Below are 23799 nucleotides of genomic sequence, written 5' to 3' on the forward strand. Positions count from 1 at the left end.
CCCACGCGAACCAGAGAAGGAACGTGAACCCGGCGAACGCGGCTTCCAGGGTCACGATCAAGGGCTTTTCCAAGGCGATCTCCAAAAACGGCGGAGCAGCTTAGTCAGGCACTGCCATCGACGTCCAACCGCACGCCTCCGCCTGCTGCGACGCGGCGAGTCGTGACATGCCGGTCCCGCTAGACTGGGCCACTTTTTTGGTTGGAGCGTATGCGCATGAAGTCGTCTTTTCTGCCGGTGTCCCTGATCGGCGTTCCTACCGACATCGGTGCTGGCCATCGCGGTGCGCGCATGGGGCCGGAGGCGCTGCGCATCGCCGGCTTGCACGAGGCGCTGGCCAATCGTGGCGTGGAGGTGCGCGACGTCGGCAACATCGACGGCCCGCGCAATCCCTGGCAGGCGCCGGTCGACGGCTACCGCCACCTCGACGAGGTGGTGGCCTGGAACCGCGCGCTGATGGAGGCCAGCTATGCCGAACTGCGCGCCGGGCGCATGCCGATCGTGCTCGGCGGCGATCACTGCCTGGGCATCGGCTCGATCACCGCGGTGGCGCGGCACTGCCGCGAGCAGGGCCGCAAGCTGCGGGTGCTGTGGCTGGACGCGCACTCGGACTTCAACACCAGCGAGGTCACCCCGTCGGGCAATGTGCACGGCATGCCGGTGGCCTGCCTGTGCGGGCTGGGGCCGCAGGCGCTGACCGAACTCGGCGGCAGCGCGCCGGCGCTGCGGCCGGAGCAGGTGCGGCAGATCGGGATCCGCTCGGTCGACCCCGAGGAGAAGCGGCTGATCAAGCAGCACCGCGTCGACGTGTACGACATGCGCTACATCGACGAGATGGGCATGAAGCGGACCATGGAGGCGGCGCTGGAGGGGCTCGATGCCGATACCCACCTGCACGTCAGCTTCGACGTGGACTTCCTCGACCCCAGCATCGCCCCGGGCGTGGGCACCACCGTTCCGGGCGGTCCCAACTACCGCGAGGCGCAGTTGGTGATGGAGATGATCGCCGACAGCGGGCGTATGGCCTCGCTGGACATCGTGGAGCTGAATCCGGTGCTGGACCACCGCAACCTGACCGCGGAACTGGCGGTGGACCTGGTGGAAAGCCTGTTCGGCAAGTCGACGCTGATGCGGGACTGAGAGGCCCGGCCTGGCTGGGTGGCGCCGCCGTTGCCTGAATGGGGTGCCGGTTCATTCACGTGAAATCCACAGTCGTGACGGCAGATTCACCGCCAGACGGTAGCGCGGCGACGCCTATCGCCGCCCACCCGACCACCTGCGATTGCCGAGGACGACCACGATGAAGCGACTGACCACCCTGTTGATGCTGACCCTGTTTTGCGCTGGCGTTCTGACCGGCTGCAACACCGTTGCCGGCGCCGGCAAGGACATGCAGAAGGCGGGCGAGAAGGTGGAAAACAAGGCGGACGATTGCAGCGCGGGCAAGTGCTGAGCGCCCCGGTCGATCGCGGCGGCGACGCGCCCCGCGGACGACCGATCCACGAGTTTCCTGCGGCCGTGCTGGCCGCGTTCCATGACCATGAAGGAGTGAACCTATGAAGCGTACGTTTGCGTGGATGCTGCTGGCGATGTTCTCGGTGGGCCTGCTGGCCGGTTGCAACACCGTTGCCGGTGCCGGCAAGGACGTGCAGAAGGCGGGCGAGAAGGTCGAAGACGCCGCCAAGAACTGAGCCTCGGCTCGGTCACCAAAACGGGTCGGCTTGCCGACCCGTTTTTTTGCGCGATCGTCGGCGATGCATAACGGTTCGCGATGCTCATGCATCGCTGACGCTGCGTTGATCGGTTCGCGACGCAGGCCGCGCGATGCTGCGCGAGCGGCGTGCAGCGCCGCTTACACATCACGAGAGATTCCATGAACAAAGACATCATTGCCGGCAAGTGGACCCAGCTCAAGGGCAAGATCAAGGCGCAGTGGGGCGACCTGACCGACGACGACTTCGATGTCGCCGAGGGCAACACCCAGTACCTGGCCGGCAAGCTGCAGGAGCGCTACGGCTGGGCGCGCGATCGCGCCGAGAAGGAAGTGCACGCGTTCCGCGACAGCCTGGGCAAGGAATACCACGACTGAGGCGCACACCGCCGCAGCGTCGTCGACACGGGCCGCATTGCGGCCCGTGCTTTTTTGGGCGCCGGGGAGGCTCAGCGCTCCGGCGGATCGGGCACGTAGTCGCCGGGAAACGCGCTTGGCGCAACCGCCACGCGCCGCGGAAGCAGGTCACGCGGCAGCACGCCGCGTGCGATCAGCCGTGCGCGGCTGTCGTAGCGCAACTCGGTCCGTTGCATCGGCACGTCGCTGGCGCGCTCGAATTCGGTGACCCGCGATGGCGACCACTCGCGCGCGCCGTGGCCGGTGCCCAGGCGCTGCTGCACGCGGGCAGCGGAGGTGCCTTCGCGCGCATACGCCCGCGCGTCCGCGGACGGCGCCGCCGCGAGGGGCGCAGCCGCACTGCGTTGCGGCATGTCGGCGGCCAGCGCCGGTGCAGGCATCGCGTCCGGCGCCGGGACGACGGGCGTTGCCGCGCGCGCTGTTGCGTTGGCAGCTCTCTCGGCGTCGACGCCTGCGTCCCCCAGGACGGTATCGGGCCATGCCCGCGCTTCGTCGAATACCGCCATGCCGATCACGCCCACGTTGCGCGGCCGGCCGGTGCGTGCCGCATAGCTGTCTTCAAGATCGGTGAACACGAACTGCGCCACATCCTCGGAAGATTTGCGCCAACCGGCGATCTCGGTGCGTTGCCACGGCGCCAGCACATAGCCGCGTTGGTCGCTGGCCGCGGTCTGGCCACTGACCGCGTTGACGCCGTCCACCGACAGCACCACCAGCACCCGCGCACCGGTCAGGTTGGTCAGGCGCAGTGCATAGCGGTGGCCGGGCGTGGCGGCGATCCAACGCTCGCCGCGCCAGGCATGCGCCGGCAGCGGCGCCTCGCCGGCATCGCGATCGATCACCTGCAACTGCACCGCCGGCGCCGAGGCCGGCGGCGAAGGCCAGGGACGGAAGCCGCACAGCCCGCCGATGCACACCAGGGCGAAGGCGAGGACGGCGAGGGAACGGGAACGGCGGGACAGGAGCGGAGAAAGAGGATGCATCATGGCGACTCCAGAACGGGGACGCCGGATTGAACGCGCCATGCGCCGGAACGGGGTTGTCGCGCAGCGGGTAAACTCGCCGGGTTTCCCCCCCCCGGACCGTCCTTTTCGCATGACCACCCGCGTTCTCACCGGCATCACCACCTCCGGCACGCCGCACCTGGGCAACTATGTCGGCGCCATCCGTCCCGCGCTGCAGGCCAGCCGCCGTCCCGGCATCGAGAGTTTCTTCTTCCTGGCCGACCTGCACAGCCTGATCAAGGCGCAGGATCCTGCGCGCACGCAGCGCTCGACCCTGGAGATCGCGGCGACCTGGCTGGCGGCGGGCCTGGATCCGGCGCAGGTGTGGTTCTACCGCCAGTCGGACGTGCCGGAGACCAACGAGCTGACCTGGTTTCTGACCTGCGTCGCCGGCAAGGGCATCCTCAACCGCGCGCATGCCTACAAGGCGGCGGTGGACAAGAACCGCGCCGACGGCGAGGACGACGATGCCGGGGTCACCGCCGGCCTGTTCATGTATCCAGTGCTGATGGCCGCCGACATCCTGCTGTTCAAGGCGCAGCAGGTCCCGGTGGGCCGCGACCAGATCCAGCACATCGAGATGGCGCGCGATTTCGCGCAGCGCTTCAACCACGTCTATGGCCGCGAGCACTTCGTGCTGCCCGACGCACTGATCGACGAGCAGGTGGCGACGCTGCCCGGGCTGGATGGGCGCAAGATGAGCAAGAGCTACGACAACACCATTCCGCTGTTCGCCCCGCGCGAGGAGCTGAAGAAGCGGGTGTTCGCCATCGTCACCGATTCGCGCGCGCCGGGCGAGCCGAAGGACACCGAGGGCTCGGCGCTGTTCCAGCTGTACCAGGCCTTCGCCAGCGCCGAGGAGACGGCCGCGTTCGCGCAGGCGTTCGCCGCCGGCATCGGCTGGGGCGAGGCCAAGCAGCAGCTGTTCGAGCGCATCGATGCCGAGATCGCGCCGATGCGGGTGCGCTACGAGGCGCTGATGGCGCGCCCGCAGGACATCGAGGCGATCCTGCGCGACAACGCGCAGCGCCTGCGCGAGCGCTATGCGATCCCGTTCCTGGCCGAGCTGCGGCACGCGGTGGGCCTGCGCGACCTGTCGGCGCAGGCCGGCGGCGCCGCCGAAGCGTCGACGGCCAAGCAGGCGCTGCCGAGCTTCAAGCAGTACCGCGAGGCCGACGGCCAGTTCTACTTCAAGCTGCTCGATGGCGAGGGCGTGCTGCTGTTGCAGAGCGGCGGCTTCGCCTCGCCGCGCGACGCGGGGCAGACCATCGCCGCGCTCAAGCAGGCCGCGCAGGCCGACGCGCTGCAGGCCGCGCCGGTGACCCTGGAGGCACCGGCCGAGACGGTGCTGGCGGCGCTGGCACGGCTGCGTGAGGCGGGCTGAGCGCTCGCACGGCGGTCCGTCGTAGGAACGGCTTCAGCCGCGACGCCTCAACGGCAAAGCGTCGCGGCTGAAGCCGTTCCTACAAGATCCTACAAGGCATACGACGCGTCCTGGTGCGACACCTCGAGCGCGTGTGTTTGCCGGACGCATGCAGTCGGGACTGAAGTCCCTCCCACGGTGAACCCTCGCGGTCGTCGGGTCGGTTCCGTCCTTCGTCCTCATCCGGCCGCTGCCGCGCAGTACTGGCAGCGCTCTCCATACCGCCTAGAATGGTGGCTCGCCCAGCCACGCTCTGCGCCATGCCACGCGATCCCAGCATCCATCTCGTCGATACCGGCTTCCAGCGCGCGCAGTTCGATGCCGCCTACCTGATCGTGGAGAACGGGCGCGGCGCCTTCGTCGACTGCGGCACCAGCCATGCCGTGCCGCTGTTGCTGGATGCGCTGGCGCGCGCCGGCCTGGCGCCGGGCGACGTGGACTGGCTGATCCTCACCCACGTGCACCTGGACCACGCCGGCGGTGCCGGTGCGCTGCTGCAGCAGTTGCCGAACGCACGCCTGTTGGTGCATCCGCGCGGCGCGCCGCACATGATCGATCCGGCGCGGCTGATCGCCGGTGCCACCGCGGTGTACGGCGAGGCGGAGATGGCGCGCAGCTACGGCAGCATCGTGCCGGTGCCGGCAGAACGCGTCGTCGTGGCCGAGGACGGCCATCGCCTGTCGCTGGCTGGGCGCGAGTTGCTGTGCATCGACACGCCGGGGCACGCCCGTCATCACCTGTGCGTGTGGGACGCACGCAGCCGCAGTTGGTTCAGCGGCGACACTTTCGGCCTGTCTTACCGCGAACTGGACAGCGCGCGCGGCGCTTTCGCGATCCCGACTTCGTCGCCGGTGCAGTTCGAGCCGGACGCGATGCAGGCCTCGATCCAGCGCATGCTCGGGTACGCGCCGCAGACGCTGTATCTCACCCACTACGGTCCGGTGGAGGGCGCCGACACGCTGGCGGCGGAACTGCTGGAACAACTCGAGGCGATGGTGGCGATCGCGCGCGGCTGCGATGGGCGCTCCGATCGCCATCGCTGCCTGGTCGCGGCGCTGACCGCGCTGTATCTGGAGCGGGCGCGGCTGCATGGCTGTCCGCTGGACGATGCCGGCGTGGAGCGCGTGCTGCACATGGACATCAAGCTCAACGCGCAGGGCCTGGCCTGCTGGCTGGATCGTCCCGCGCGCTGAACGGCGCTTCGGTCGCACGCACGCGAATGCGTCGCCGTGCTGTCTCGGCACGACGCCATTCTCTACACTGTGCGGCCCGCTTGTTGCCAGGTCGTGACCGTGAACCCGATGCGCATGTTGCTGCTGTCCGCTTCCCTGTTCATGGGAGGTGCGGCACAGGCGGCCAACGATGCGCTGGCCGGCGATGCGGGCGGCGACGCCGATGCGCTGGAGCGGCATGCGTTGCCTGCGCCCTGCGATTCCTCCGAGGCCTGTGGTCCGGGGATGCCGGGCTGAGCGATCGGCGGGGAGGCGCTTTTTTTCTACGCAGGCCAGGCGCATGCGAGCGCCGCGATGTCATCCTGCACGCGCTTGGCGAAGCCGAAGAGCCGCACGCAAGCCGCCGAGGCGGCCAGACAGCGCTGCTCAGGCAGTGGTATCGATCAACCCGCCGATGATGCCCTGGTTGAGCAGATCGCCGGTCACTGTGCCGCTGAGGCTGGGATTGGACTGCAGCAGCGACGACAGCTGCGGAGTCAGGCCCTGGCTGCTGAAGACGCCGGAGGCGTTGTACAGGCCCGGGGTCGACGGCGGCGCGGTGATCGTGCCGAGCAGTCCCTGGTCGTAGGTCTGGGTGGCCTGGTCGAGGGTGGGATACGGCGCGGTGCCGGTCGAGGTCGACGTGCCTGTGGACGAGGTCGATGCGCCGGTAGTCGAGGTGGAGCTGCCGGCAGACGAGGTCGAGGCCGCATCGGTCGGGCCGGCGCTGACGATGCTGTTGAACAGCCCGGCCGCGTTGTAGGTCAGTCCGGTGTCGGCCGGGGTGCTTCCCGCGAGGCCGCCGAGGCTGAAGATCACCGAGGCGTCGCCGGACAATTCCACCGCCTGCTGCACCGCCGCCGGGTCGTTGCTGGCCACGATCGGGTTGCCGGCCTGGGTCGAATCGCTGGAGGCGCCCGTTGCCGGAAAGCCATACGGCGACGCCCCGTAAGGCGAGACGGTGCCCAGCGGCGACAGTGCGGTATCGATGGCCATGGTGGTGCCCAGCGAGCAGAGGGATTGGCGCACTGATACGCCCATGCCGCTGAACGGACTCTTAGGTCTTTCCGGGCGTCGCGACGCGCCGGCACAGGCGGCGGCCGCGCTGCCATGGACGTCCCGGCGCAGGGGAGGCCGGAGCACCTGAACCGCATCACCCGGCACGCTGCGGACGCGACGTCGATTCCATTTCCCCGCCCGAGCATGGCGAGGCGATGGGGCGACCTGCCGATGCGCGCGCGCCTGTCGCCAAGGAGGGACGAAGCACAGGCACCCGTCCCGCATCGGAATTGCGCAAAACAGCGTGCCGCCATTGGCGCCGGTGCGCGGCTGTCGCCGCCCGTGGCCGCTGGCCTAGAATTGCGCCATACCCGTTCCGCGTGCACGCATGTCTTCCCCTTCTTCCACGGCCGCCGCCGCACCTGCGCGCGGTGGCTTCGTCGTTCTCGCCCTGTTCCTGGTCTACGTCGTCTGGGGCTCGACCTATCTGGCGATCCGCTTCGCCCTGGAAGGCGGCGCGCCGCCGCTGAGCGTGGTGTCCGGAACCCGCTTCGTGATCGCCGGCAGCGTGCTGTACGCGGTGCTGCGCTGGCGCGGGGTGGCCGCGCCCACGCGCGCGCAGTGGCGGCCGCTGGCCATGCTCGGTGCGCTCATGCTGGTTTGCGGCAATGGCCTGGTGGTGCTGGCCGAGCGCCAGGTGTCCTCGGGGCTGGCAGCGGTGGCGGTGGCCTCGGTGCCGCTGTGGATGGCGCTGTTCGGCACGCTGCGCGGGCACCACGCCAGCCGCGGCGAATGGCTGGGGATCGTGGTCGGCTTCGCCGGGGTGGTGTGGCTCAATGCCGGCAGCAGCCTCAATGCCAGCCCGCTGGGCCTGGTGCTGCTGTTGATCGCGCCGGTGGGCTGGGCGTTCGGTTCGGTGTGGTCGCGCGGGCGCGATCTGCCGATGCCGTTCATGGCCGCCGCCGGGCAGATGCTGTGCGGCGGCGTGATGCTGGTGGCGATCGGCCTGCTCAGCGGCGAGCGCCTGCACACCTTGCCGAGCGCGCAGGGGATGCTGGCGGTGGCCTACCTGTGCGTGTTCGGCTCGATCGTCGCGTTCACCGCCTACGTGTGGCTGCTGCAGAACGTGCGCCCGGCGCTGGCCGGCAGCTATGCCTACGTCAATCCGGTGATCGCGGTGGCGCTGGGCAGCTGGCTCGGCCAGGAGCGCTTCAGCGCCAGCGACTTCGGCGCAATGGCGGTGATCCTGACCGGCGTGGTGGTGATCACCGTGGCGAGGACGCGGCGATGACCGCGGTCGCCGAGCAGGAGGCCCGGCGCGGCCTGTGGATCACCGCGGCGACCTTCGCACTGTGGGGCGTGGTGCCGGTGTACTGGCACCTGCTGCAGGCGGTGCCGTCGCCGCACATCATCGCTCACCGCATCGTCTGGAGCACATTGCTGGTAGTGGCGTGGCTGGTATACAGCGCGCGCATGCAGTGGTGGCGGCGCATCGCCGCGCAGCCGCGCGCGCTGGCCACGCTGGTGCTGAGCAGCCTGGCGATCGCCTTCAACTGGGGCCTGTACATCTGGGCGGTCAATGCCGGCCATGTGATCGAGACCAGCCTGGGTTATTTCATCAATCCGCTGGTCAACGTGCTGCTCGGGGTGCTGGTGCTGCATGAGCGGCTGCGCCCGCTGCAGTGGCTGGCGGTGGCCTGCGCCGCGCTGGGCGTGGCGTGGCTCACCGTCGACGCCGGCACGCTGCCGTGGATCGCGCTGGGCCTGGCCGGCTCGTTCGGGCTGTACGGCCTGCTGCGCAAGCTGGTGCAGGTGGATGCGGTGGCCGGGCTGGGCGTGGAGAGCTTGTACCTGTTCCTGCCGGCGCTGGGCTTCGTGCTGTGGGGCGAGGCCGGCCACGGCGGCGGCTTCGCCGGCGAGTGGGGCTGGCGCAACGACCTGCTGCTGGTGTTCGGCGGCGTGGTCACCGCGGTGCCGCTGATCGGCTTCGCCTACGGCGTGCGGCGCATCCCGCTGTCGCTGGTCGGGCTGCTGCAGTACATCGCGCCGAGCCTGCAGTTGCTGCTGGGCGTGTGGTTCTTCCGCGAGCCGTTCGACACCGGCAAGGCCATCGGCTTCGCCGCGATCTGGATCGGGTTGCTGCTGTTCGCGGGCGAGAGTCTATGGCGGTCGGGTGTGTGGCGGCGAGCGGGGATTCGGGATTAGGGATTCGGGATTGGCAAGAGCCGGCGCCCGCCTAGGTCGCCAGCGCAGCCGCTCTTACGAATCCCCAATCCCGACTTCCCACTCCCGGCTCAGCCGCGGCTACCGCTCGCGGCCGGCCCACCGGTCAGCTGCAGCTCGGGGTCCGCACGCGGCGGCAGCGGCTGCGGGCAGCGGCCATCGTGACGCTGTGCCGGCAGCTCCGCGAACCAGTCCTCCACGGTCGGTGCCAGCAGGTCCAGCCGCATCGGCAGGCTCAGGTGGTTCTCGCCGGGCATCTCCAGGTAGTGCGCGCGCGGTGCGTCCAGCGCCAGCAGGCGGCCGTGCGCCACCGGGATGTGCTGGTCGGCGCTGCCGTGCAGCAGCAGCACGCAGGCCGGTGCGGCGCGCGCGGCGGCGGTGACGTCGACCTGGTCCAGGTTCAGCGCCAGGCGCTGGTTGGCGTTGGCGATCACCGCGTCCAGGTTCTGCCTGCCGTAGCGCCAGCGCGCCAGGTCCATCGCCGCGCTGGCCATCCAGCCGCGCGGGCGGCTGGCGAGCATGTGCGGGATCATGTCGCGGATGCCGCGGCCGGCGTTGGCGAAGGATTCCATCGCGACCACGCCATCGACCTGGTCGCCGAGCTTCTGCGCGGCGAACAGCGCGGTGGCCGCGCCATAGGACACGCCGAACAGGTACAGCGGACCCTGCACCTCGCCGCTGGCACGCAGCGCGCGGATCACCGCGACCACGTCGTCCGACTCGCGGGTGCCGTAGCCGGCCGGGCCGCCGCCGGAGCGGCCGTGGTTGCGCAGGTCGATGCTGATGCTGCGGTAGCCGGCCTGGGCCAGGTCCAGCGACCATGGCAGCAGCGAGTCGCCGTCCATCATCCAGCCGTGCAGCAACACCACGGTGCCGCGCGGGGCGATCTGCGTGGCCGGCGCCGGGGTCGCCACGTCCATGGCGAAGTCGGCGTGCTCGTGGCCGCTGGCGTCGCGGCCGGCGTGCTCGTAGCGGTAGCGCATGTGGTAGTCGCCCGGATCGATGGCGCGCCAGAAGATCGGGATGCCGCCTGGCACCAGCACGTGGCCGCTGCGGTTGGGCAGGGTCGCCAGCAGGCTCTGGATGCGCTCCTCGTCCATCAGCGGCGACACGCCGCCCGGCGCGACCAGGCGGTCGCTGAGCGAGGTGGAAGAGCAGGCGCTCAGCCACAGGCTGGCGCAGAGGACGAGCAACAGGCGCAGGCGCGAGGACATGGGGGTGGCGGCGTGGAACCAAATGGCCGCGCAGGCTAGCGCCTCGGCGGCGGCCGTTCTACCGCGTTTCGATGACGAAACGATGACGCGTCAGCGGCCATTGGGCCGGGCCGGGACAGGGGTCCCGACCCGGCGCGTTCAGCCGTGGCGCTACAGCGCGCGCAGGGCGGTGGTGATCGGCAGCCGCGCCGCGCGCAGCGCCGGGAACAGGCCGCCGACCAGGCCGATGCCCAGCGCCCACTTCAGCCCGGTCCACAGCAGCGGCGGGGAGACCTTGAACTGGAACACCACCTGGCTGAAGTTGCTGCCCAGCGTGGACACGCTGTAGCCGTTGAAGATCGCCCAGGCGATCAGCCCGCCCAGCACCCCGCCGAGCAGCGCCAGCAGCATGGTCTCCAGCATCACGGCCACCACCACCGGCAGCCCGCGGAAGCCCAGCGCGCGCATGGTGGCGATCTCGCGGGCGCGGGTGGCGACCGCCGCGTACATGGTGTTGAGCGCGCCGAACACCGCGCCGATCGCCATGATGGTGCCGATGAAGGTGCCCAGGACCTCCAGCACCTTGCTGAGGTTGCCGCCCTGCTTGCGGTAGTACTCGCGGGTGGTGAACACGTCCAGTTTCAGCCGCGGGTCGGCGTCCATTGCCGCCTTGAACTGGCGGAAGCCGTCCTGGCCCTGGGTGCGCACGCTGATCGACTGGTAGGCGCTGCGGTTGTAGGTGGTGGCCAGGGTCTGGGTGTCGGTCCACAGTTCCGAGTCGTGCGCGTCGCCGCTGGCGAACACGCCGACCACGGTCCAGGCCTGGTTGCCCAAGGTCAGGCGCTGGCCGAGCTGCAGGCCGCGGAACTGCGACTGCGCGCCCTTGCCGACCACGATCTCGCGCAGGCCGGGGGTGAAGCGACGGCCCTGCACGATCCTGACCTTGTCGTGCACCGCCCAGCCCTGCTCGCCGACGCCGCGGAACTGCGCGTTGACGTCGGTGCCGTCGGACTTGGACTGCAGGTTCACCACCTGCGACAGCTCCGGCGAGACCAGCGGGCGGTTGTCGGCCCCGCGCGCCACCCCGGCCAGGCCGGCGATCAGCGGCACCTGGTCGCGGAGGATGACCGAGTTGGTCTCGGCCTGGGAGCCGCCGCGCAGCACGATGGCGGTGGTGTCGTCGCCGGTGCTGTCCAGGGTCGCTTGGAAACCCTGGCCCATCGCCAGCATCGCCACCAGCACGCCGACCACGCCGGCGATGCCGACCACGATCACCGAACTGGCGCCCCAGCGCTGCGGCAGGCTGGCGATGCCGATGCGTGCGGCGGCCAGCGACAGCCGGCCGCTGCGGGTGGCCAGCAGCAACACGGCGAGCACCGCCACCAACGCCAGGACCAGGAACCAGGGCAGGGCGATCCAGATTCCCAGGCCGATCGCCAGCGCCGCGATCGCCAGGACATTCCATAACCATTGCATCTTCATTGCGTTGTTCCTCGGGTCTGCTTTGCCGTCCGTGGCATCGATGTGCTGGAGAGAAGGCGCGGGCTCAGCGCCCGGCCAGGGCGTCGACGATCTTCAGCCGCTGCGCGCGCAGCGCTGGCAGCAGGCCGACCACCACGCCGATGACCAGCATCAGCGCCGCGCCGATCAGCCAGGTCTGCGCCGGCACCGCGTGCACCGGCAGCGCGCCGCGGCTGGCGCTGGCCAGCACCGGGATCGCCGCCGCCGCCAGCGCCATGCCGAGCAGGCCGCCGAGCACGATCAGCAGCACCGACTCCACGATCACCAGGGTCAGCACGGTGCGGTCCTGGAAGCCCAGGGTCTTGAGCGTGGCCAGTTCCGGGATGCGTTCGCGCACTGCCTGCGCCATGGTGTTGCCGGTCAGCAGCACCAGGGTGAAGAACACCGCGCCCATGATCGAGGTGACGATCAGGCCGATGTCGGCGAACTGCTTCACGAAGGCCTGCTGGAACGCCGACTCGGTCTGCGACTTGGTCTCGTGGTCGGAATTGGCCGACAGCGCATCGATCGCCTGCGCCACCCGCGAGGCGTGCTCGGGGTTGTCCAGCCGCACCGTGTACCAGCTGACCTTGCCCTTGATGTAGTCGTTGCTCTCGTCGAAGTACTTCCAGTTCATCATCAACTGGTTTTCCGCCTGCACGTTGGCGCGGTCCTTGGCGCGGAAGATCGCCTTCAGCTCCAGCGGCCAGTCGTTGCTGCCGCCGCGGGGGAAGATGGTGGCCTGCAGCGGAATCACGTCGCCGACTTTCCAGCCGTACTTCTTCGCCAGCGCCTCGCCCACCGCCGCCCCGGTGCGGGTGTCGCGGAAGGCCTTGAGCTGCTCCGGCGGCATCTCGTACTCGCTGTACACGTCGAAGAAGTTCGGCGCGACCGAGAAGTTGGGGAAGAAGTCCTTTGGGTCCTTGTAGATGCCGCCGAACCACATCGCATACGTCACGTCGCGCACGCCGGGCACGCTGCGGATCTGCGACTCCAGGCGCACCGGCAGCGACTGGGTGATCGACAGGCGCGAGGCCACCACCAGGCGGTTGACCCCTTCCACCGAGCCGCCGGCGGTGAACGCGACGCGGACCGAGTCGAGCAGGCCGAACAGCAGGAACGCGACGATCACCGAGAACAGGGTCAGTAATGTCCGCGTCTTGCTGCGGAACAGTTGCGCCCAGATCAACGAGAAATACTTCATGGCATCGCCTCGCTCAGTGCGCGGCCGGCGCGTCGGCCAGCTCGCCCTTGTCCAGGTGCACGGTATGGGTGGCGTACTCGGCGGCCTTGGGGTCGTGGGTGACCATGACGATGGTCTTGCCGTGGCTGCGGTTGAGTTCCTGCAGCAGGCCCAGCACGTCCTCGGCCGAGCGCCGGTCCAGGTCGCCGGTGGGTTCGTCGCAGATCAGGAAGGTGGGGTCGGAGACGATGGCGCGGGCGATGGCCACGCGCTGCTGCTGGCCGCCGGACAGCTCGCTGGGCTTGTGGTTGCGGCGGTCTTCCAGGCCGACCAGGGTCAGCGCGATCTCGGCATTGCGTTTGCGCTGGGCGGCGCCGAGCGAGGTCAGCAGCAGCGGCAGTTCGACGTTCTTCTGTGCGGTGAGCATCGGCATCAGGTTGTAGAACTGGAACACGAAGCCGACGTGGTGGCTGCGCCAGGTGGCGAGCTGACCGCCGCTCATGCGGTCGATGCGCTGGCCTTCGATCTCGATCTCGCCGCCGCTGGGCGAGTCCAGCCCGCCGATCAGGTTGAGCAAGGTGGTCTTGCCGGAGCCGGACGGTCCCATCAGGGCGACGAAGTCGCCGCGGGCGATATCCAGGTCGATGCCGTGCAGGACCTGGACTTTCTCGGGGCCGCGCTGGTAGGTCTTGGTGACGTTGCGCAGGGTGACGAGGGTGGACATGGTGGTGTTCCTGGCGGTGGACGAGGTGGAGGCGATGCGGTCGCAGATGGCGGCGCGGGGGTACCGTTGCGGTTGCGGTTGCGGTTGCGGTTGCAGGTGCGATGCAGGTGCAGGTGCAGTTGTTGCTCTTGTTGTTGCTGTTGCTTCTGCCGTTGCGGTTGCTCCGGCTTTTGATTTACCGGGTTCCCTTCCGAAGCGGCGGCCATCACGGGGAAAAACCCCGAAGGGGCGGCGTACATGGATGTACGCCGTCCGCGGCAGGGGCAGGATGCCCCTTCCGCGGATCCCCGTGATGGACGCGGACCCGGAGCGCGTTAGCGCGGAGGGCGCGTAGGCAGGGTGTGCTTTCTTTTGGTTACTTTTCTTTGCACAAGCAAAGAAAAGTAACTCGCCGTCAGGCGAAAGCTTTGCACTTGCACTTGCACTTGCTCTTGCTGCTACGGTGGCGACCGCTGGATCGTAGGAGCGGCTTTAGCCGCGACAGACATGACCAATTACGTTTGTCGCGGCTAAAGCCGCTCCTACAGTTTTTCTCATATGACACCAAAGCTTGGAGCAAAGGCTTTCGCCCTTTCGGGCGAGTCACTTTTCTTTGCTCGCGCAAAGAAAAGTAACCAAAAGAAAGCGCGCCCTGCCTTGCGCCCTCCGCGCTGCGCGCTCCGGGTCCGCGGATGCACCGGGGATTCGCGGAAGGGGCATCCTGCCCCTGCCGCGAACGGCGTACATCCATGTACGCCGCCCTTCGGGTTTTTCCCCGGTCCATCCGCCGCTGCGGAAGGGAACCCGGTATAGCAAAAGCAAGAGCAACAGCCAAAGCCAAAGCCACAGCCACAGCCACAGCCAAAGCCAAAGCCAAAGCCACAGCCACAGCCACAGCCACAGCCACAGCCACAGCCACAGCCACAGCAACAGCAACAGCTAAAGCAACAGCTAAAGCCAGAGTCGTGCGGCTGCGGTCTGCCGCAGCGGGGACATCGAATACGTCAGGCGAAGACGGCGGCGCGCTACTGCGCAGCCGCCTCCGCCGTCTTCACCTGCATGCCGGCATGCAAAACCTCCGGCGGATCCAGTACCACCGTGTCGCCTGCGGCCAGGCCGGACAGCACCTGGCGATCGTCGCCCAGGGCGATGCCGGTCTTCAGCGCGCGCTGCTCGACCGTGTTGTCCTCCTTGACCGCGAACGCCACGTCCTGGCCCTCGCGCTTGACGATCGCCGCGCCCGGTACCCGCACGCCCTGCGGTTTGTCCTGCGCCTGCGGCTGCGGCGCCTCCAGGAAGCTGACCCGCACGCCCATCTCCGGCACGATCCGCGCGTCCTTCTGCTTCAGTGCCACGCGCACCTTCACCGTCGCCTTGCCGCGGTCCGCGGAGGGAATGATTGCGATCACCTCGGCCGGAATCTTCCAGTCCGGGTAGGCGTTGAGCACCGCTTCCACCGGCATGCCCGGCTTGACCCGGCCGATGTAGGACTCGCCCACCTCGACCTCGATCTCCAGCGACTCCATGTCGACGATGGTGCCGATGCCGGTGCGGGTGAAGCCGCCGCCGGCCGACAGCGGCGAGACGATCTCGCCCGGCTGCGCCGCCTTGGCGGTGACCACACCGGAGAACGGTGCGCGCACGATGGTGTTGTCGACGTTGAGATCGGAGATCGACAACTGGTTGCCGGCCACCGCGACGTTGCGCTGCGCGTTCTGCAACTGCGCGCGCAGGGCGTCGCGCTGCGCCACCGCCTGCTCGTATTGTGAGCGCGAGACCAACTGCTGGCCGGCCAGGGTCTGCAGCCGTTGCGCGTCGGCATCGGCCTGGCGCACCTGCGCCTGCATGTTGGCCACCAGGCTGCGCGCCGCATCCAGTTGCGAGGCCGACAGCACCCGCTGCGCGTTGGCGTCGATCGGGTCCAGCGTCGCCATCACCTGGCCTTCCTCCACGCGCATGCCTTCCTCGATGCGCACCTCGCGGACCTTGCCGGTGATCTTGGCCGAGACCGTGGCCATGCGCCGCGCCACCACGTAGCCGCTGGCGTCTAGCACCGAGGCACTGCTGCTGCCGGGCGCGATCGCCACCACCGCGGCGGTGCGCACTTCCAGCGGCTTGCTGCGGCCGAACAGCAGCCAGGCGCCGGCGCCGAGGGCGAGCAGCACCACCAGCAGGACCACGGCGATCCACAGCCCGCGCCGCGACGGCGGTTCGCTCGGCGGCGCCTTGCGGTCGATACGGAGTTCCTTGAGCAGGTCGGAGGAAGTACTCATCGTGTCCTTGATCGAAAACGGTCGGCGCGCTGCAGTGTGCGAGCGTCCGGTCGCCGTGGGCATGGCCGGAAGTCACTTTCTGCGGTGCGATGTCGCGGGAGAACGCCGCCCCTCGGCGTGGATCGCAGCATGCGGCAATCGTGCCGGGGCTGCCAGTGACAGATGTCATCCGCTGCAGTTGACGCGCCACACTGGGCGGCGGCCCCGTCGCGGCGCAGCCTAGACGCTCCTTGCCATTCCGGGAGCGTCCCATGTCCGATCACGATGCGTTGCCGCTGGCGCAGCTCAGCGGCGTCCACAAGCGCTACGGCGCGCTGGTTGCGCTCGACGGCGTCGACCTGCAGTTGCGCCGCGGCCAGTTGCTGGCGCTGCTGGGCGCCAACGGTGCCGGCAAGAGCACCGCGGTGAGCCTGCTGCTCGGGCTGCAGACGCCCGACGCCGGCAGCGTGCGCCTGTGCGGACAGGATCCGCGGTCGTTGGCGGCGCGCCGCCAGGCCGGGGCGATGCTGCAGACCGCTGGGCTGCCGGAGACGCTGCGCGTGGGCGAACTGTTGCTGCAGGCGCGCGGCTATTACCCGACGCCGCGCAGCGTCGCCGACTGCGTGGCGCTGGCCGGGCTGGACGGGTTGATGGCACGCCGCTACGGCCAGTTGTCCGGCGGCCAGCAGCGGCGTGTGCAGTTCGCAATGGCGATCTGCGGGCGGCCGCAGGTGCTGTTCCTGGACGAGCCCAGCACCGGCTTGGACATCGAGGCGCGGCAGGGCCTGTGGCGGGCGATCCGCGAACTGGTCGCCGATGGCTGCGCGGTGCTGCTGACCACGCACTATCTGGAAGAGGCCGAGGCGCTCGCCGATCGGGTGGCGGTGCTGCAGCGCGGCACGCTGATCGCCGAGGGCAGCGTCGCCGAGCTGCGCGCACGCTTCGAGCAATGCACCATCCGCTGCCGTAGCGCGCTGCCGGCCGCGCAGGTGGCGCAGTGGCCGCAAGTGCGCCGCGCCGACAACCGCGATGGCGTGCTGGAGGTGGTCGCCGAGCCGGCCGAGCCGGTGGTGGCGCGGCTGCTCGCCAGCGATCCAGCGCTGCAGGCACTGGAAGTCCGCCGTGCCGGCCTTGCCGACGCCTTTCTCGCCATCACCCGTGCGGAGGCTGCATGAACCCGATCGATCTTTCCGTTGCCCCGCCGGCGGCCGCCTGGTCGTTGCGTGACCAGCTCGCGCTGCTGCTGCGCGAAATCCGCTACGAGGTGGTGCGCTGGCTGCGCACGCCATCCTTCGCCTTGCCGACGCTGCTGTTCCCGCCACTGTTCTACCTGCTGTTCGGCGTGCTGCTCAATCATGGGCGCCACGATGCGGCGGTGTACCTGATGGCTAGCTACAGCGTGTTCGGGGTGATGGCGCCGGCCTTGTTCGGCTTCGGCGTCGGCCTGGCGCTGGACCGCGAGCGCGGGCTGTTGGCGCTGAAGCGGGCGATGCCGGTGCCGCCGCTGGCGCTGCTGTTGGCGCGCACCGCGCTGGCGATGGCGTTCGCGCTGGCGATCGGGGTGGTGCTGCAGGCGCTGGCCGCACTGCTTGGCGGGGTCATGCTGACGCCGATGCAGCGGATCGGGCTGCTGCTGGTGGACGTGCTGGGCACGCTGCCGTTCTGCGCGATCGGGCTGGCGCTGGGTGCCTACGCCGGCGGCAGCGGCGCGCCGGCGCTGGTCAACCTGATCTACCTGCCGATGGCGTTCCTGTCGGGGTTGTGGATCCCGCTGCAGCTGCTGCCCGCGTGGCTGACCACGCTGGCGCCGCTGTGGCCGTCCTATCACCTGGGCCAGCTGGCGCTGCGCGTGGTCGGACAGGGCGATGGCCATGGCAGTGCCGGCCATGTCGCCGCACTGCTGGCGGTGACGGTGGTGTTCTACGCACTGGCGCAGCGGCGCCTGCGCCGCGGCTGATGGTGCGCCCTGCCGATCCCGGCGCCGTCGCGCGGCTCTGCGCGCCGGCGCCTTCGCTAAGCTATGCGCCGCGGCAGCCGTGCCGCCCTGGGAGCCCGACGTGATCGCCTTGCTGCACGCCTCGCCCGACTCGTTGATCGCCCGCCGCATCGGCTGGAGCTCGGCCAAGTCCAGCACCCACTGGTTCGTGTGGCTGTCGCTGGTGTGGTCGATCTGGCTGTTCGTCACCCCGTTGTACGAACCGCACTACTTCCGCAACTGGGTCGCGCCGACCCTGGCCAGCTATGCGGTGTTCCTCGCCTTGTACTACGTGGCCTATTACCGCCACCGGCGCTACTTGCCCTGGTGCGTGGCGGGCATGACGGCGCTGGCATTGGTGCTATTGCCGTACAACCCTGGTGCGCAGTGCTACATCATCTATGCCTGTGCCTTCCTGGCGTTCTGCCTGGAGCCGGTGCGTGCGGTGGTGGCGATGCTGCTGGTACTGGCGGTGTTCGCGCTGGCGTGGACGCTGCGTGGCTGGTCGCCGCTGTACATGGTCAGCGCGGTGGTGGTGGGCCTGTCGGTGGGGCTGATGAACATCAGCTTCGAGCGGCGTGCGCGCGGCGAGGCGCGACTGCGCCTGAGCCACGAGGAAGTGCGGCGCCTGGCGGCGGTGGCCGAGCGCGAGCGCATCGGCCGCGACCTGCACGACCTGCTCGGCCACACCCTGTCGCTGGTGGCGCTGAAATCGGACCTGGCCACGCGTCTGCTCGCCCACGACGCCGCCGCAGCGCAGCGCGAGATGGAGGAGGTGGGCCAGGTCGCACGCGAGGCGCTGGGCCAGGTGCGACGCGCTGTCAGTGGCATCCGCGCGGCGCAGCTGGCGGCGGAGATCGCCTCGGCCAAGCTGCTGCTGGAATCGTCGGGGGTGACCTTCCGCTACCAGGTCGAGGCGTTGCCGCCGTGCCCGCAGCTGGAGACGGTGTTCGCGCTGGTGTTGCGCGAGGCCGCCACCAATATCCAGCGGCATGCCTCTGCCCGCAACGCGCAGCTGCGGCTGTGGTGCGAGCGTGGCCAGGCCTTGCTGGAACTGCGCGACGACGGCCGCGGCGGCGCGCTGCAGCCGGGCACCGGGCTGAGCAGCATGCGCGAGCGGCTGGAGGCGGTGGGCGGCAGCCTGCGCATCGCCTCCGAGCGCGGCCTGGGCACCTGTCTGGTCGCCGCCGCGCCGTTGCCGCGGGCCGAGGTGGCCGTGCCGGAGGCCACACTGGCGCCGCGGACGCAGGCCCCGGCGGATCAGGACGCCGCGCTCGGCTGAGCGCCGGCCCGGGCCGGGCACTACAATGGGCCGACAAGGACCGGGGGGTGCCGTGATTCGTTTAGTGCTGGCGGAGGACCAGGCGATGGTGCGCGGTGCGCTGGGCGCACTGCTGGGCCTGGAAGCGGATCTGGACCTGGTCGCCAGTGCGGCCGATGGCGAGGCCGCCTGGCGCGCGCTGCAGGCGCATGCGCCGGATCTGCTGGTCACCGACATCGAGATGCCCGGCCTCAGCGGCCTGGAACTGGCCCAGCGCATCCAGCGCCAGCAATTGCCGGTGCGCGTCATCATCGTCACCACCTTCGCCCGCCCCGGTTTCCTGCGGCGCGCGCTGGACGCCGGGGTCGGCGGCTATCTGCTCAAGGATGCGCCGCCGCAGCGGCTGATCGAGGCGATCCGCCAGGTGCATCGCGGCGGCCGCGCGATCGATCCGGAACTGGCGCTGGAAGCCTGGTCCGAGGCCGACCCGCTCAATGACCGCGAACGCCAGGTGCTGCGCCTGGCCGGCGAGGGCGCCTCGGCCGGCGATATCGCCACGCAGCTGGGACTGTCGGCGGGCACGGTGCGCAATTACCTGTCCGAGGCGATCGGCAAGCTCGGGGTCGGCAACCGCATCGAGGCGGCGCGGCTGGCCCGGCAGAAGGGCTGGCTGTGACGCCACACTCGGTTCGGCCCGGAATTTGCATGGCTCCCTGCGCTTGACTGCGCAGCGCCGTGCGGGGCGCGCGCGGCCTCCCTCCTTCCCACTGGCCGACGCCATGCATTCCACCATGATCAACCGCTATGGCGTGCCGCTGGCCTTGCTGCTGCTGTTGGGCATCAGTGGCGGGGTACTGGTGGGCAGCGAGCGCTTCCTCGACGATGCCGCCGCGGTGCAGCGCAGCCACCAGGTCATCGCCGAGATCAATGGCCTGCAGCTCAACCTCGCCGACTGCGATGCCTCGCTGCGCGGCTTCCTGCTGCTGGAAACCCCCGAGCATCTGGTCGACTTCCAGCAGTGCCAGCGCGCGCTGCCGCCGCGGCTGCAGCAGCTGGCCACGCTGCTGCAGGGCAAGCCGGCCCAGCAGCAGCGGTTGCAGGAGGTCCGGGCCCAGATCCAGGCGCGCATGCGCGACAGCGCGCGCGCCGTGGCCCGCTTCCAGGGCAAGGACGCGGGCCTGCTCAAACCCGACCCCGAACGCGCGCGGCACGGCCGCGCGCTGTCGCAGGCGATCCGTCGCAACACCGACAGCATGGTGCGCAGCGAACGCGCGGCGCTGGCCAGCAGCGCCCGCTCCACCGCCGCCAACGCCGACCTGCTGCGCCGGCTGGCGGTGGTCGGCATCCCGGCGGTGTGCGCGTTGACCCTGGGCCTGTACCTGCTGCTGCGCCGCGAGATCGGCCGCCGCAGCCAGGCCGAGCAGCGCGGCCACCATGCCAATGCGCTACTGGTGGGCACCGTGCAGCAGATGCAGCGCACCGAACAGGATCTGCGCACACTCAACCGGTGCAGCCGTGGGCTGCAGAGCTGCGTGCAGCAGGACGAGGCGGTGGAGGTCGCACGGCAGGCGCTGGAACGCCTGCTCGGCGACGCCGGCTGCAGCGTGTACTGCACCGACGCGACGGGCGAGCAGGCCGTCTGCGTGGCCCACTGGGGCGAGGATGCGGTGTGCGCGCCGGCGCTGACGCTGAGCGGCTGCGAAGGCCTGCGCCGCCGCGCCACCCAGATCCAGCGGCCCGGCGCAGCGCCGGCCTGCGCGCACGCCGCCGGCGCCACGCGGCATGGCACCTGCGTGCCGATGATGGTGCAGGGCGAGCCGCTGGGGCTGATCCACCTGTCCAGCCGCGATCCGGGCTTGCTCGAACGGCTGCACCTGGTGGAGGTGGTGGCGGAGCAACTGGCGATGGCGCTGCACAACCTGCAACTGCGCCAGCGCCTGCAGACGCAGTCGATCCGCGATCCGTTGACCGGGCTGTACAACCGCCGCTATCTGGAAGAATCGCTGGTGCGCGAGCTGGCCCGCTGCGAGCGGCGCGACCAGCCGCTGGCGCTGATGATGCTGGACCTGGACCACTTCAAGGCGCTCAACGACCGCCTCGGCCATGCCGGCGGCGACGCCTTGCTGGCCGCGTTCGGCCAGTTGCTGACCGGGCTGGTGCGGCCGGAGGACATCGCCTGCCGCTACGGTGGCGAAGAGTTCACGGTGATCCTGCCCGGCGCCAGCGCCGCCGCGGCGCAGCGTCGCGCCGAGCAGATCCGCGCCGCGGTGGCGGCGCTGCAGGTGCAGCACCAGGGCCAGGCGCTGCCGCCGGTGACCGTGTCGATCGGCGTGGCCGCCTATCCGGACCATGGCCGCAGCACCGAGGAACTGCTGCGCTGCGCGGATGCGGCGCTGTACCGCGGCAAGCGCAGCGGCCGCAACCGCGTCGCCGCCGCCGGCGATGTGCCGCTGTGCGTCGTCGAGGCCTGACCGCGCTGGCTCAGAACGACCAACTGAAGCTCAGCGCGCCGCTGCGCGGTTCGCCCCAGGCGCCGTAGCCGTAGATCTGCGCGTAGTAGCGCTTGTCGAGCAGGTTGTTGAGGTTGAGCTGCACCGAGAACGCCGGCGACAAGCGGTAACGCGCAAAGGCGCTGACCAGCGCGTAGCCGCTCTGCTCGAAGCGGCCATAGGTGGGGTCGACGTAGTAGATGCGGTTCTGCCAATTGACGCCGCCGCCGAAGGTCAGTTCGCTCAGGCTGCGTGGCGTGTAGCTGCTGTAGAGCTTGAGCGTGGTCTGCGGCAGCTGGCTGTTGATGTCCGCGCCGGCAACGTCCTTGGCGACGTAGCGCGAGGCGCCGAAGGTCGCGTTCCAGCCCGGCGCCAGCTCACCGTTGAGCTCGAGCTCGAAACCGCGGCTGACCGTGCCCTGCGCGGCGACGTAGGCGGTCTCGGTGGTGCCTTGCACGAATCCGGCAGTGGCCTGGGCGACGTTGTCCTGGTCGATGCGGAACACCGACAGCGCGGCGTTGAGGCGGTCGTCGAACCAGGCACCCTTGATCCCGGCCTCGTAGCTCTTGCCGATCACCGGGTCCAGGTAGGCACCGCTGGCGGTGCGCGCGGTCTGCGGCTGGAAGATGTCGGTGTAACTGGCGTAGACCGACCAGACGTCGTCGAGCGTGTACACCAGGCCGGCATAGGGCGTGGTCTTCTCCTGGTGCAGCACATAGCCCACCCCGCTCTCGGCGCCGTCCACCTTCCAGTCGGTGTAGCGCGCGCCCACGATCAACTTCAGCGGATCGGCCAGCGACAATCGCGCCGCCGCATAGCCGGCCTTCTGGGTGACGGTGCCGCGGCTGAACTCGCTGATCGGCGACCAGGCCGGTTCCGGATAGGCGCCGGTCCAGCCCAGATAGCTGGGCAGCGGCCCGGGGAAGTCGAAGGCGCCGGTGTTCACGTAGCGGCGGCGGTTGTAACTGAGCCCGGCCATCAGTTCGTGTTCGCGTCCGCCCAGCTGGAACGGGCCTTCGGCGTAGGCATCCAGGCCGTCGACCTTGCGCCCGATGATGTAGTAGCCCGAATACGGCACCACGCCGGCGCCGGTCTGGCGGTCGAAACCGTAGATCGTGTAGTACGGGTAGAACAGCTTGTCGGTGACGTCGGTCTGGTCGTGGGTGGCGTTGAGCTTGAGTTGCCAGCCGTTGCCGAAGGCGTGCTGCAGGGTGGCGAAGGCGCGCTTGCTGGTGGTGTCCCAGAACGTCCAGTCCGCGGCCGGGTTGAACCAGCGCGGATAGTCGGTGCGGCTGCCGTCGGCGTACCACAGCGGGAAGCCGCCCCAGGTGACGCCGTCGGACTGCTTGTTCTGGTAGTCGTAGCCCACGCTCAGCTGGGTGTCCGGGGTCAGGTCGGCATCGATCACCGCATAGCCCAGCGACTTGCGCTGGCTGTAGCGCTGCACGTACGAATCGGTATCCAGGTAGCTGCCGATCACCCGTGCGCGCACCGTGCCGCTGGCGTTGAGCGGCGTGGTCACGTCGACCGTGGAGCGCGTGCGGCCCCAACTGCCGGCGCTGACGGTGACGCTGCCGGTCAGTTCGGCGCTGTCGGCGTGCTTGCGGATCAGGTTGACCGAGGCCGAGGGGTTGCCGGCACCGGTGAGCAGGCCGGTGGCGCCGCGCACCACTTCCACGCGGTCGTACAGCGCAAGGTCCAGCGCCGAATCGCCGTAGCTCCAGTTCTGCACCATCGTGGTCGGGATGCCGTCGAACTGGTAGTTGTCGATGTAGAAGCCGCGCGCGTAGAACTCGAAGCGCTCGCTGTCCGAGCGCGTGCTGGACACGCCGGTGGTGTTCTCCAGCACGTCGATGATGTCGTCCAGGCCCTGATCCTCGATGCGCTGGTGGCTGATGATGCTCACCGACTGCGGGATCTCCCGCGGCGCCAGTTCGAAGCGCGTACCGGCACTGGTCTTGCGCACGCTGTAGCCCTCGGCGCGCTCGCCCTTGACGCTGATCTTGTCCAGGGTGGTGACGTCGCGTTCGGTGTCGTCGGCGCCGTCTGCAGCGGCCGCGGTCGGTGTCGCGGCGAACGTCGGCACGGCGGCCAGCAGGCAGGCGACGGCCAGGGCCGAACGGTGCGGGAAACGGCAGGCGGGGGCAACACGGGACATCGCGGACTCCAAGGCAGCAGGCATGGCCATCGCCGGCGCGGACGCAGCGCCGGACGACGATCGGATGGTGAGCTGGCTTGGCGCGGGCGCCCGCAGG

General features: G+C 69.7%; 22 protein-coding genes. 14 read left to right on the top strand and 8 right to left on the bottom strand.

The window, feature by feature from the left end; translation table 11 throughout:
* Positions 1–216 precede the first annotated feature (216 nt).
* The 4 genes from rocF to FHR66_RS19395 all read left to right on the top strand — a co-directional run bounded on the left by rocF (position 217) and on the right by FHR66_RS19395 (position 2089).
* The gene (gene rocF / locus FHR66_RS19380) at positions 217–1140 is read left to right on the top strand and encodes an arginase (RefSeq protein ID WP_160966331.1); all 924 of its coding nucleotides are present in this window, start codon (positions 217–219) and stop codon (positions 1138–1140) included.
* A gap of 160 nt (positions 1141–1300) precedes the next feature.
* Positions 1301–1453, top strand: a complete 153-nt coding sequence (locus tag FHR66_RS19385) for an entericidin A/B family lipoprotein (RefSeq protein WP_160966333.1) — start codon at positions 1301–1303, stop codon at positions 1451–1453.
* 103 nt (positions 1454–1556) lie between these two features.
* Complete coding sequence (locus FHR66_RS19390) at positions 1557–1691, top strand: entericidin A/B family lipoprotein (RefSeq protein ID WP_160966335.1); 135 nt, start codon at positions 1557–1559, stop codon at positions 1689–1691.
* Between the two features lie 182 nt (positions 1692–1873).
* On the top strand, positions 1874–2089 hold the full coding sequence (locus FHR66_RS19395; protein WP_010341025.1) for a CsbD family protein: 216 nt from the start codon (positions 1874–1876) through the stop codon (positions 2087–2089).
* 71 nt (positions 2090–2160) lie between these two features.
* Here FHR66_RS19395 and FHR66_RS19400 read toward each other — a convergent pair whose 3' ends face one another.
* Complete coding sequence (locus FHR66_RS19400; protein ID WP_237475286.1) at positions 2161–3111, bottom strand: hypothetical protein; 951 nt, start codon at positions 3109–3111, stop codon at positions 2161–2163.
* A 112-nt stretch (positions 3112–3223) separates the two neighbouring features.
* Here FHR66_RS19400 and FHR66_RS19405 point away from each other — a divergent pair, with 112 nt between their 5' ends.
* The 3 genes from FHR66_RS19405 to FHR66_RS19415 all read left to right on the top strand — a co-directional run bounded on the left by FHR66_RS19405 (position 3224) and on the right by FHR66_RS19415 (position 6024).
* On the top strand, positions 3224–4516 hold the full coding sequence (locus FHR66_RS19405) for a tryptophan--tRNA ligase (RefSeq protein ID WP_160966337.1): 1293 nt from the start codon (positions 3224–3226) through the stop codon (positions 4514–4516).
* A gap of 299 nt (positions 4517–4815) precedes the next feature.
* Positions 4816–5748: an MBL fold metallo-hydrolase gene (locus FHR66_RS19410; RefSeq protein WP_160966339.1), complete on the top strand. Its 933-nt coding sequence runs from the start codon at positions 4816–4818 to the stop codon at positions 5746–5748.
* 108 nt (positions 5749–5856) lie between these two features.
* Positions 5857–6024, top strand: a complete 168-nt coding sequence (locus FHR66_RS19415; protein ID WP_160966547.1) for a peptidase — start codon at positions 5857–5859, stop codon at positions 6022–6024.
* Positions 6025–6153: 129 nt separating this feature from the next.
* Here the strand turns inward: FHR66_RS19415 and FHR66_RS19420 are convergent, their stop codons facing one another.
* The gene (locus FHR66_RS19420; RefSeq protein WP_160966549.1) at positions 6154–6762 is read right to left on the bottom strand and encodes a hypothetical protein; all 609 of its coding nucleotides are present in this window, start codon (positions 6760–6762) and stop codon (positions 6154–6156) included.
* A 391-nt stretch (positions 6763–7153) separates the two neighbouring features.
* Between FHR66_RS19420 and yedA the strand changes: the two genes are divergently transcribed.
* Together yedA and rarD are read left to right on the top strand one after the other, a co-directional pair.
* On the top strand, positions 7154–8056 hold the full coding sequence (gene yedA / locus FHR66_RS19425) for a drug/metabolite exporter YedA (RefSeq protein ID WP_160966341.1): 903 nt from the start codon (positions 7154–7156) through the stop codon (positions 8054–8056).
* Positions 8053–8970, top strand: coding sequence for an EamA family transporter RarD (rarD, locus tag FHR66_RS19430; protein ID WP_160966343.1), 918 nt, complete (start codon positions 8053–8055; stop codon positions 8968–8970). Before yedA ends, rarD begins: the two co-directional genes overlap by 4 nt.
* 89 nt (positions 8971–9059) lie before the next feature.
* Here rarD and FHR66_RS19435 read toward each other — a convergent pair whose 3' ends face one another.
* The 5 genes from FHR66_RS19435 to FHR66_RS19455 all read right to left on the bottom strand — a co-directional run bounded on the left by FHR66_RS19435 (position 9060) and on the right by FHR66_RS19455 (position 15840).
* A complete protein-coding gene (locus FHR66_RS19435; protein ID WP_160966345.1) occupies positions 9060–10202 on the bottom strand; it encodes an alpha/beta hydrolase in 1143 nt (380 codons plus the stop codon).
* A 150-nt stretch (positions 10203–10352) separates the two neighbouring features.
* Entirely contained in the window at positions 10353–11663 is a 1311-nt protein-coding gene (locus tag FHR66_RS19440) for an ABC transporter permease (RefSeq protein WP_160966347.1), read from the bottom strand.
* 64 nt (positions 11664–11727) lie between these two features.
* A complete protein-coding gene (locus tag FHR66_RS19445; RefSeq protein ID WP_160966349.1) occupies positions 11728–12885 on the bottom strand; it encodes an ABC transporter permease in 1158 nt (385 codons plus the stop codon).
* Between the two features lie 13 nt (positions 12886–12898).
* Complete coding sequence (locus FHR66_RS19450) at positions 12899–13588, bottom strand: ABC transporter ATP-binding protein (RefSeq protein ID WP_160966351.1); 690 nt, start codon at positions 13586–13588, stop codon at positions 12899–12901.
* Positions 13589–14592: 1004 nt separating this feature from the next.
* Complete coding sequence (locus FHR66_RS19455) at positions 14593–15840, bottom strand: efflux RND transporter periplasmic adaptor subunit (RefSeq protein ID WP_160966353.1); 1248 nt, start codon at positions 15838–15840, stop codon at positions 14593–14595.
* 251 nt (positions 15841–16091) lie between these two features.
* On the opposite strand from FHR66_RS19455, the gene FHR66_RS19460 reads away from it, so the two are divergent.
* The 5 genes from FHR66_RS19460 (at position 16092) to FHR66_RS19480 (ending at position 21526) form a co-directional block, all read left to right on the top strand.
* The gene (locus tag FHR66_RS19460; protein WP_160966355.1) at positions 16092–16994 is read left to right on the top strand and encodes an ABC transporter ATP-binding protein; all 903 of its coding nucleotides are present in this window, start codon (positions 16092–16094) and stop codon (positions 16992–16994) included.
* Complete coding sequence (locus FHR66_RS19465; RefSeq protein WP_160966357.1) at positions 16991–17776, top strand: ABC transporter permease; 786 nt, start codon at positions 16991–16993, stop codon at positions 17774–17776. Before FHR66_RS19460 ends, FHR66_RS19465 begins: the two co-directional genes overlap by 4 nt.
* A gap of 100 nt (positions 17777–17876) precedes the next feature.
* The gene (locus FHR66_RS19470) at positions 17877–19076 is read left to right on the top strand and encodes a histidine kinase (RefSeq protein ID WP_160966359.1); all 1200 of its coding nucleotides are present in this window, start codon (positions 17877–17879) and stop codon (positions 19074–19076) included.
* Positions 19077–19128: 52 nt separating this feature from the next.
* The gene (locus FHR66_RS19475) at positions 19129–19731 is read left to right on the top strand and encodes a response regulator (RefSeq protein ID WP_160966361.1); all 603 of its coding nucleotides are present in this window, start codon (positions 19129–19131) and stop codon (positions 19729–19731) included.
* Between the two features lie 103 nt (positions 19732–19834).
* A complete protein-coding gene (locus tag FHR66_RS19480; RefSeq protein WP_160966363.1) occupies positions 19835–21526 on the top strand; it encodes a sensor domain-containing diguanylate cyclase in 1692 nt (563 codons plus the stop codon).
* Positions 21527–21536: 10 nt separating this feature from the next.
* On the opposite strand, the gene fhuE is transcribed toward FHR66_RS19480, so the two are convergent.
* Complete coding sequence (gene fhuE / locus FHR66_RS19485) at positions 21537–23702, bottom strand: ferric-rhodotorulic acid/ferric-coprogen receptor FhuE (RefSeq protein WP_160966381.1); 2166 nt, start codon at positions 23700–23702, stop codon at positions 21537–21539.
* Between the last annotated feature and the right edge of the window lie 97 nt (positions 23703–23799).

The organism is Xanthomonas sp. F4 (assembly GCF_011761895.1).